This window comes from Rhodoferax lacus, from assembly GCF_003415675.1.
In the GTDB taxonomy this organism is placed as follows: domain Bacteria; phylum Pseudomonadota; class Gammaproteobacteria; order Burkholderiales; family Burkholderiaceae_C; genus Allorhodoferax; species Allorhodoferax lacus.
In genome coordinates this window covers 1-9033 of record NZ_QFZK01000038.1, presented here as the reverse complement: position 1 = coordinate 9033, position 9033 = coordinate 1, and the positions used below count along the sequence as shown (strand labels likewise).

The 9033-nt window shown below is 52.0% G+C and carries 7 protein-coding genes; 4 read left to right on the top strand and 3 right to left on the bottom strand.

Annotated features, from left to right (window positions below; genetic code table 11):
* On the top strand, positions 1–685 hold a 685-nt coding region (locus DIC66_RS22545), incomplete at its 5' end, for an SIR2 family NAD-dependent protein deacylase (RefSeq protein WP_338052526.1).
* Between the two features lie 701 nt (positions 686–1386).
* On the opposite strand, the gene DIC66_RS22535 is transcribed toward DIC66_RS22545, so the two are convergent.
* Together DIC66_RS22535 and DIC66_RS22530 are read right to left on the bottom strand one after the other, a co-directional pair.
* Complete coding sequence (locus tag DIC66_RS22535) at positions 1387–2214, bottom strand: hypothetical protein (protein ID WP_147321397.1); 828 nt, start codon at positions 2212–2214, stop codon at positions 1387–1389.
* A gap of 226 nt (positions 2215–2440) precedes the next feature.
* Entirely contained in the window at positions 2441–2836 is a 396-nt protein-coding gene (locus DIC66_RS22530; protein WP_147321396.1) for a hypothetical protein, read from the bottom strand.
* Positions 2837–2962: 126 nt separating this feature from the next.
* Here DIC66_RS22530 and DIC66_RS22525 point away from each other — a divergent pair, with 126 nt between their 5' ends.
* Positions 2963–5443, top strand: a complete 2481-nt coding sequence (locus tag DIC66_RS22525; RefSeq protein WP_117180429.1) for a S8 family serine peptidase — start codon at positions 2963–2965, stop codon at positions 5441–5443.
* A 469-nt stretch (positions 5444–5912) separates the two neighbouring features.
* On the opposite strand, the gene DIC66_RS22520 is transcribed toward DIC66_RS22525, so the two are convergent.
* The gene (locus tag DIC66_RS22520) at positions 5913–6917 is read right to left on the bottom strand and encodes an Lcl C-terminal domain-containing protein (protein ID WP_117180428.1); all 1005 of its coding nucleotides are present in this window, start codon (positions 6915–6917) and stop codon (positions 5913–5915) included.
* A gap of 510 nt (positions 6918–7427) precedes the next feature.
* On the opposite strand from DIC66_RS22520, the gene DIC66_RS23015 reads away from it, so the two are divergent.
* Together DIC66_RS23015 and DIC66_RS22515 are read left to right on the top strand one after the other, a co-directional pair.
* On the top strand, positions 7428–8018 hold the full coding sequence (locus DIC66_RS23015; protein WP_147321395.1) for a hypothetical protein: 591 nt from the start codon (positions 7428–7430) through the stop codon (positions 8016–8018).
* A gap of 72 nt (positions 8019–8090) precedes the next feature.
* On the top strand, positions 8091–8801 hold the full coding sequence (locus tag DIC66_RS22515) for a hypothetical protein (protein ID WP_117180427.1): 711 nt from the start codon (positions 8091–8093) through the stop codon (positions 8799–8801).
* The last annotated feature ends 232 nt before the right edge of the window (positions 8802–9033 follow it).

Below are 9033 nucleotides of genomic sequence, written 5' to 3'. Positions count from 1 at the left end.
GAGGGTTCCCACGTCTATCACTCCTAATCACCCCTGCTCAAAAATGAAGCAAGGATTGTGGATAACGTGGCTCAGTTTTCGACTGGAATTCCTACTTTTTTGGCCCAACCTTCATTTGGAATCAACACACTGGGGATCGAAGACGCGGATGGGAACCTGGATATTCACGAGCAACGTGGATGGGCACTTTCAGAAGGCGGGCTTCTCGGGTGCCATGATCAACGAATGCCACGGCTCCATTCACCACCTGCAGTGCCTGGAAGGTTGTACGCCGGAAGTCTGGAGTGCTGATGGGTTCAAACCAGAGGTGGACAACGACACCTGCCAGCTACTCAACGACTTACCAACCTGTCCTCACTGTGGAGGCTTGGCCAGGCCCAATATCGTGATGTTCGGTGATAACGGATGGCTGCCCCAGCGCAGCCTGCCGCAACGTGCCAATCAGGCCGCCTGGCTTGAGCATGCGAAGGCAACTAAGGCCCGGGTGGTAGTCATTGAGATCGGTGCGGGTTCCGTCATTGCGTCCGTCCGAGATTTTGGACGCCGCATGTGTGACGAGCTTGGCGCCAACATGATTCGCATCAACCCGCGGGAGTTCGAGGTGGAGGGGCGGGGTGATATTGGGATACCCGCACGGTCGCTGTCGGGGATCAATGCGATTGATGCGTTCTTGAAGAGGCAGTGAGCCATCTGCCGATATGGAATCAACGACTTGGCGCTAAGATATGCAGCACTATGGACCAGCAACTTATCACCCCCCCGAATGCACTGCCTGGACGGTGGCACGAACGTGGCGGCCTTGATGACTTGGTGCGCCTGGACGTGCCAGCGGTAACACCCGGCATGGTGGTCGTGGCCAAGCGAGGTGAACCCTGGCAGGAAAGGCCTGAGCTTCGCTGGCAGGTGTGGCCTGATGATTTAGAGGCAGCCTGAGAGTCGGCCATCGTTTTCGAATCGAATGAATCAGGTACCGAAAGACTTCGGCAGGCGTGGCCAAATTGACCATGTCAGGGCGCTCTCCCAAATGTGGGTTGAAAACGGGTACTTGGAAATCCGGCAAACAGATGCAGGCACTTGGTGTGCGCTTTCACGATTCAACTTCACATGGGCATTGGTTGTTGGACTTGATGAATCTGGCTATGCGCTGCGGTATTGCTATGAACACCAGGCTGACGCTTCCACGGCTCTCAAGTCCTGGAATGGCATAGGGCATCCCTCAGGTCCATGGATCAAATGCAAAGGGCCTGGCATCGATCTGCTGAACCCCGAGTTGGCCTACGATTGATGGTACGAAGCGACCCCGCGGTGCTCTCGCCAAAGTATTGAGCCCAAAAGAAAGGGCCCCGAAGGGCCCCATCTGAAGTAGCGGCTACTCCGCTTGGTGCGTTAGACCAAAGCGGCTTCTGCTGCAGGAGCTGCTTCAGCAGCAGGTGCCTCAACAGGCTTGGACTTCTTTGGCGAAACTGCCTTTGCTTTCTTAGCCGGTGCAGCCTTGACCTTCTTGGCAGGCTTTGCTTTCACCTCCGCAGCGGCGGGCACTTCGGCCTTGGCTGCTTTGACCTTCTTGGCCACTGCAGGCTTGGCCTTCTTTGCAGGAGCGGCCGTCACTTCGGGTGCTGCAATGGCAGCGCCCAGTTGGTACATGCCACGCGCGCCGGCCTTCACAGCGCCGGATGCCAGGATCTTCTTGAGCGACACGCCAACGGATCCCAGAGGCAGGCCAGAACCAGCGGCCATGGTGGATCCGGTCTGATTTGTCCACTCGCCAGCCTTCAACACGCCTTGCAGGTAGTGCAGCAGCGCGGAATCGTTTGCTGTGAGCCCAGATCGCTTGCGGCCGGGCTTCTTCGCCTTGGCAACCTTGATCGCTTTGGCGGGCTTCTCAACCACGTCAACGGCCAAGGCATTGGAGTTCTTGAGCTGCTTGACCGCCTTCACAACGATCACGTCGGAGGCTGGGTTTGCCAGTTCAGAGGCCACTGCATAGAGTTCCTGGAGCTTGGCTTCAACTTCCACCAAGCCTTGGCTCAGACGGGAAAGCGTCTTGAACCGAGCGATTTCCTGTTCAGACTCCGCGCTAAATGGCTGGTTGGTCATGCTTGCGACCATGCTCTCAGCTTGGGTGCGCACGGTAACCAAAATGGCTTCAGCTGCGTCATGAGCTGCTTGGCCAGCCTTCTGGATGGAAGATAGATTTTTCTGGGATAACGACATGGAACTCCACTTATTAAAAACTAGCTAACGAAAATTGGGGGAGGGCAGAGTTTACGCGTTTGCCGCCAATAAGTATTGATATTGCTTGAAGGCGCCAGTGCCACGCCGTTAAACGAAAAGTATTGAGACCAGTGAATTTCAAATCGTATCCCCCATTTGGGTTATTGCCAGTCCAAAGCTGTCCATCGATGATTGCACCATCTGTCATACAAAGCATTGGGAGCATTCAATGGCGAACTGGGAGCGAAGGGAGGCTGATACCCTGGCTGATGCCATCGGCAAGCACCGCAGAAGAAATCCTCACCTTGTAGAGGACAACCAACTCCTGGCCATTGTTCAAGTCGCGATTGATGAGTCCGCCAACACCATCTCCACAAATTCTGGTGATGTCCAGCGCCACCGCGCGCTGGTGTGCGCTATCTGCCGTGGATCCCAACTCTATGCATGCGATGTGCCAGATGGCTGGTCTGAGAATTGTGCGCTTATCTGGTCGAATACTTCGGAATTCAGTCCGTTGTAGGGGGGAGTGAAGTTCAACAAAGCCGCGATTGCGGACAAAGCCAAACATCACCCGAAAGGGGATGTTTAGATCAAATAGATGAGTCAGAATCAGCTTCGACAAGCTACGGGTTAGTAGGATTTGCAACTATATAGATTATTGGCAAATCCTCCGAAAGCAATCCTCTCAGTCTCAGGAAATATCCACATATGGCTGTAAAAATAAAAAAATAACTCAGGGAGAATTGGCATGACTTATGCCAAATGGAGCGTGCTAGTGGCATGCGGCGTCTTGTTGGCCAGCTGTGGCGGGGGAGGAGGAGGCGAAGGCACAGCAACCGGTGCCGACACCGGCGCATCGGCTCCTGCCGTGTCGTATGCCAAGCCATCCACTCTGGACGCCTTCATCACCTTGCACGACGGTATGGAGGTGGTCAGCATGCAGCTGATCCTGATTCCCAAGGATACGACCACGTACCAGGCAGCACGGGACTTTATCCAGACAAACAAATGGAGCGTTGTCGGCTATTCGGTTGGCACGAGGCGACTGCAGGTGGAAGTGCCAGGCGATTTGGAATCGGCCAAAGGTCTGGCCCAGGCCAGCAATCTATTTGACTTCGTCAGTTTCAATAAAAAATCGCACCTGGATTCCATTGTCACCGGCTGGAATGATCCACTGCTATCGGGTGACTATCTTGCGCGCTGGTCATTGGATGCCATCCATTTGTCCGAGGCCAATGCTCTGATGCCCGGAGCGCCCGGCAATGAAGTGAATGTGGCAGTGATCGACGGCTACTTTAGGGCCGATCATCCAGATTTGGTGTTCAAGGGCATTTTTGACTCCGCGAACCATGCCATCGACACGGCTACCAATTGTCCGAATGTTCCGCTGATTGGGTATATATGCACTACCGATGGCGCGGCGCTTACCGCGGCACATGGCATGAACGTGGCCGGAACTATTGCGGCCACCCAAAACAATGGCCTGTATGCGGCCGGTGTGGCGCACCAGTATGTCGGGCTGAGTGGCTACACAGCTGTCTCCGACTCTGACCTCTTGATGCAACTGGAAAATGCGATTCGCGCGGGTAACAAGGTTATCAACCTGTCGCTCAACGACAAACTGATTGACAGGGTGAAGTGCGAAAGCCCTTGCCCCGTGCATGCCATCAACCAAGCACAGCTGGATGGCTATGCAAAAGAAGCCGCTTTGTTTGGCACGGAGCTGTATCGCCTACTTGCAACCTACGATCAACGCAGGGAAGTGTTGTTGGTCAAGTCATCTGGTAATGATGGTGACGTGGGGATCACGACACCGCAAGGTAGTTGGAGCGCCATTCCCTCCCGCTTCAATGGCCTGAATACTGCGATCATGTCGGCCCAAGTGGAGCACGGTCTGGCTCCTGCAATTGTTCAGCGAATCGCGGAGCAAACCATTGTGGTGGGAGCCTTCCACATGGATGCGGACGTGAGGCAAATGGCCGTATACACGGAAACACCGCAGGGCGATACCACCCTGGCCAGTGCATTCATACTGGCCCCTGGGGGTAGCGCTATCGGCAGTGGAAAGACCGTGAGCGTGATGTCTACCGGGTATACCAAGTCGTACGGCAATGACTATATGGTCTTGGAACAGGGAACATCCCAGGCGGCACCCCATGTTTCCGGCGTGGCTGCGATGGTGCTGCGCATCAACAGCAGTTTGACTGCGGCCCAGCTCAAGCGGCTGATTCTGGACAACGCTGACACCATCGTGGACGGCGCCAACAACTATCCAGCCTTAAATGCGGAAAAAGCCGTTCGAGCTGCAATCGCCACGCTGGTGGCGCCCGTGGCGAATATCCGGATCGTCACCCAGACGCCCCTGCCTGCGGTGGCGGTGGTTTTTGAGCCGCAGATTGTGTCCAGCCCAAATGGTGCCATTACGGATTATGAATGGGACTTTGGTGATGGAACGGTCACCATGGGGAACAGCAGTCAGATTGCCCATGTGTATGCGGCGACCGGCAGCTATGCACTCAAACTCAAGATCAAGGACGTCAGAGGTGCTACCTATCTGGCCACGGGTTCAGTGATGGTGACGGCACCCGCGACCTTGGTGCGCAGTGGCTCCACGCCCACCCGCAATGCACTAATGAGCCCCAACGGCGGGGAAACCTGGAGAAGCGGAGTGCCGCAAGCCATCACCTGGAAGACCGATGTAATCAACAGCTCCATGGTGAATATATATGTGCTGAATGACGACCCCAGCGCTATCATATTCGGCAGCAGTGGTGAAGTGGCCAGCAATATCAACAGCAAAAATTGGGTGAATGTAGGGCGCAATATTCCTAACACAGGCAGCTCCACCTTGGACCCCGCCGTTTTGAGTGGCACCGGCAATGCCTATATCTTCATGGTGGTGTCGGCAACGGACAACAGCAAGTACGACATCAGCGACTGCACTTTTGCCCTCAATGTCCAGATGAGCACGGGCGGGTGCGCAGCCATGGCGGAAAGAGACGCCGATGGACGCATCTTTGTGCATGGTTCCGTCGTTCCGGCCGATGTGGTTTCCGTCGGCGTGTTTTGGCCCGACGGTGCACCCAGATCCTTGTTCACCCCCGACCCCGTGACCCGTCAATGGGCTGGCCTTTCCACGGGTACGGGCTACACCGCAGGACAATCGATTGAGGTGTATTACTACAACAACGTAGAGACTTCCAATCCGCTGACGGTCTGGATTAAATAAGCGATGGCAAGCCGCCAAATACTCCGAGTACCTGAGAACCCGCATAAGCAAACGGGAAGGCCCATTTGCAGGTAGATGGCTTTAAAAGAGATCATTCTCGGGTAGACCAGCGTCTCTGGCTTGGTTGGAACTGAGATATGGGGCTACGGCGATCTGATATATCGAATTGTCTAGATGCGCTTCAAGCATGTTGCTCTGAGCTGCACGCAGTCGGCCAATTCAAACCTAAAACTGATTTACAGCGCGGTGTCCGACCGTATACAGCCCGCCACTGCCAAAGCGACAGGGTAATCACTAAATCATGGCAAATCACCTAGATGGGGGGTGTTTGACCGGTTACCAATCTTTGACCTGAGGGTCTCCAAAAGTTGGGTCTGTCAGTTTTGCCAGATATGAGGAATTATGAGTAGTGTTATCACAGCAACGACACTAATTCTGATTTTTATAAAATACATGTGAATATATAATATTACTTATTCATTAATTCAATCAATCTGTCGCAGGTTAATTCATCACTGACATCAGACTTCATGCTCACCAATGAAACCATATTAGTCCCAACGCCTGTGACCTTTACTTCACCGACATAGTAGGGGTTAAAAATCTTCCCTCTCACTATTTGACCTTGATAAAACTGACTGCAGCTAGATTTTTGCACGACCGCTTTTGGTTGAATTCCTGCCAAAGCTGAAACACGCTCGTTCCCTGTAAAGCGCACCAAACGAACTGAAAATACCTCAGAGCCGGTGGTACCAGCGTCACTGTCGAGGTCGCCCATGCTGAATCCCATGTACCAAGCACGCGTCGAGTTTTTGGCATTAAGGGTTGAGGACCAAAAATATTTTTCATCTCCGTTGCTCGGCGTATTAGGGAAAATAGATTGGGCGATTGTGGGTCTTGCGTTGCCTTCTGAGCAGTAGCTGGGCGCACCGACTCCACCGTCCGGTATATTTTCAATAATTGCTTTTGGTTCATAGCCCTTCGGACAAAACCGCAGGCTTAAGAGTTCACGGATGGTTGGCACTCGCCAGTCAGTGTGCTTAGCGAATCCACGTTTATTGTTAATCTCTTGAGTAATGCTAAGAGCTTCCTGATAGGAGTATTTATTCAAGTTTCCCACACAGGTATTTGCTGTCATATCCCAATCTTGACCCAAGCCACAGCGCATCCACTCTAATCCTGTACTGGTGTCTTTGACTACGCCGGGTGCTACCGGAATGAAATTCTTGGCTGCGCCCTGCTGCAAGCGATCGCTTTGCGCGAAGGCGTTCAATGACATTAAAAAAATGCACCCAGTTGATAGGATTGAGGGGATACGCATACCCAATTGCTTCCTTGACGCTGTTCTTGACTCAAACCACCTCGTTTTTGCGCTTTTCAGCGCTGAACTTCTGGCTTTGGGCGCACTCATGGCCCAGTTCCCATCAGATTGCCTCGCACCAAACAATAGTACGTTTAGCCATTTTTTGTTCATTTACCGCCACTCCCAAAATTTAGACTAACAGTTTAACCGAGGGGTACTAATTGGATCTCACAAGTTACCTCGACAAGACAGTCACCGGCCGCAGGAGGGCAAAGGGGTGGGTGTTCGAAAAGTTCATCATGCCGATGCAGCGATCTACGGCGGATGAGTTTTGAGCGCCCTGCTCTGCCTGGCCGTTCTGGCCCTGCTGAAATACAGTTCGTCATGCATGAAAATCACCCGGATAGGGGATGGCCGGGTTAGGTGGCGGATGTCAAGATTGCCGCGAAAGCTGTCATGCGAATAGACGTCATTTTTCAGTTTGCGCCCACGGCGGTAGCTTTGGTATTTCTGGAGAAAGCGCGTGTCGTTTGCGGTCGAATACGAATGCGGGTTAAGTTGGAGGGGGTATGCTGCAAACGGGTTCGTCGAACGGACACACAGCGGCGGCGAGCGTGGTGGCCAATCTTCAATGCTGAGTGAGCGGCTGTGGCCCACTCAAGGTCAACATTAGGAGCCACCATGGCAACGCATCATGAGTTCAGAGATTTAGGCGACCAGTGGTTAATTTCGTACGCATGCACGATATCCAATATGCCAGTCCCGACCCTATTCGTAATAGGCCATTGTCTTGAGGCTTATTGCAAGGCGGCGATTCTAAAAAACAATCCATCGGTCAATATTTTCGATAGAAAATACGGCCATGATATTGAAGCAATGATTGCCGAAATCAAGAATGATATAGGCATCCTCAATGGAGTTGTCTTTTATCCTAACGTTGAGACCCGCTTCATGACTGGTGGCCCAGTTCCCTTTACCGACACAATAATGTCAGATGCAGAGTATCTTCATTTCGTACCAAATCAAGAGCTCTACTGGGTAGCAAAATTTCAGAAGGACGTAAAATATCTTGGAACCACCGGAAAGAAAATGCCAACGCAATATTCAGTTCTCGTCATGGAGAGAAATCCATATTGGATACCGATAATTCGCGAGCTACGAGAGTACATAAAAGACACACCAAATACGGAGTCATTTCAAATGACATCATTTTTTAGCAGAACCAATACTCCACAATTCGTACACGAATACTTAAGGCAAATATGCTCCTAACCTTACATTCGAGCTGGAATGGCTACGCCAGCCTTTCAATTTAACCTTAGAGCACGGTGTCGGGGATGTTAAATGAAGGCCATTAATAATACGATAGACGCCCAGGCAGTTTATAGAATCGAAGCTGCGCGGCTATCTTTTGAGTTACTCAGCGAAGCCTTTGATGCACTGAAGGCTACGCTGATGGCGATCGAGAAGAAAGAGCCGCACGAACACACTCACCAAGACGCGCTGAATGCGACGAAATTTGCGTTGCAATTTATAGACTGTACACACCGTTTCTTTGCAGTTCTCTCGCAAATCAAAGGCTTCAAACACAAAGACGACAGATTTAAGAAAGCGGAAGTGTACGCACGCAAGCTTGTCGGAGCTAGGAATTTCGCGCAGCATTTAAATGATGAGATTCCGAAAATCACTGCAGAAACATACCCAATTCTTGGTGCCGTTTCGTGGGCGTCAGAAGATCGATTGACCTCGAGAACGATCTCTGCTGGAACACTTCCCCCAGGAACAACTTTTCATACTCTTGCGTACGACACAACAGAGCGTTGTTATAACAAGAGTGTTGTATTTAATATTGGAAATTTGCAAATTGATCTGAGCGAAACCCACTATTCCATGCATCAAGTCCACTCATGCTTATGCGAGTGGTTGATTGAAAGTGATCGTGTCTCAGATCAGGATGTTAAACCCAACGTACTTGTTGCCGGCACTTTGGACGACATGTCTAGTTCTTCAATAGCTCGCTACCTCAGAGCGAAGTTTGTGGTCACCCCTTCATGACTAGCTAAAAGCGCTTAAACATGGCAGTCAATTGGGACGCGCTAAAGCGCTCCGGTTACCTTCAGCGTTAAGACTGCTTTAGAGCGGAGGCAAAGTCGGCTTCCAGCCGAGGCTGTGTGGAAACACCTTGAATTTGGCGCGCAATTTGCTATGACATAGCAAGCCTTGTGGAGGATTGAGTATGTCCAGATTCGTTGAGGGTCAAGACCGGCACCAGGTCACTTTGTTGCCA

Coding starts and splice junctions, on each gene's coding strand:
- DIC66_RS22520 (WP_117180428.1), bottom strand. CDS start 6,917: ATGAACAAAAAATGGCTAAACGTACTATTGTTTGGTGCGAGGCAATCT.
- DIC66_RS23015 (WP_147321395.1), top strand. CDS start 7,428: ATGGCAACGCATCATGAGTTCAGAGATTTAGGCGACCAGTGGTTAATT.
- DIC66_RS22525 (WP_117180429.1), top strand. CDS start 2,963: ATGACTTATGCCAAATGGAGCGTGCTAGTGGCATGCGGCGTCTTGTTG.
- DIC66_RS22515 (WP_117180427.1), top strand. CDS start 8,091: ATGAAGGCCATTAATAATACGATAGACGCCCAGGCAGTTTATAGAATC.
- DIC66_RS22535 (WP_147321397.1), bottom strand. CDS start 2,214: ATGTCGTTATCCCAGAAAAATCTATCTTCCATCCAGAAGGCTGGCCAA.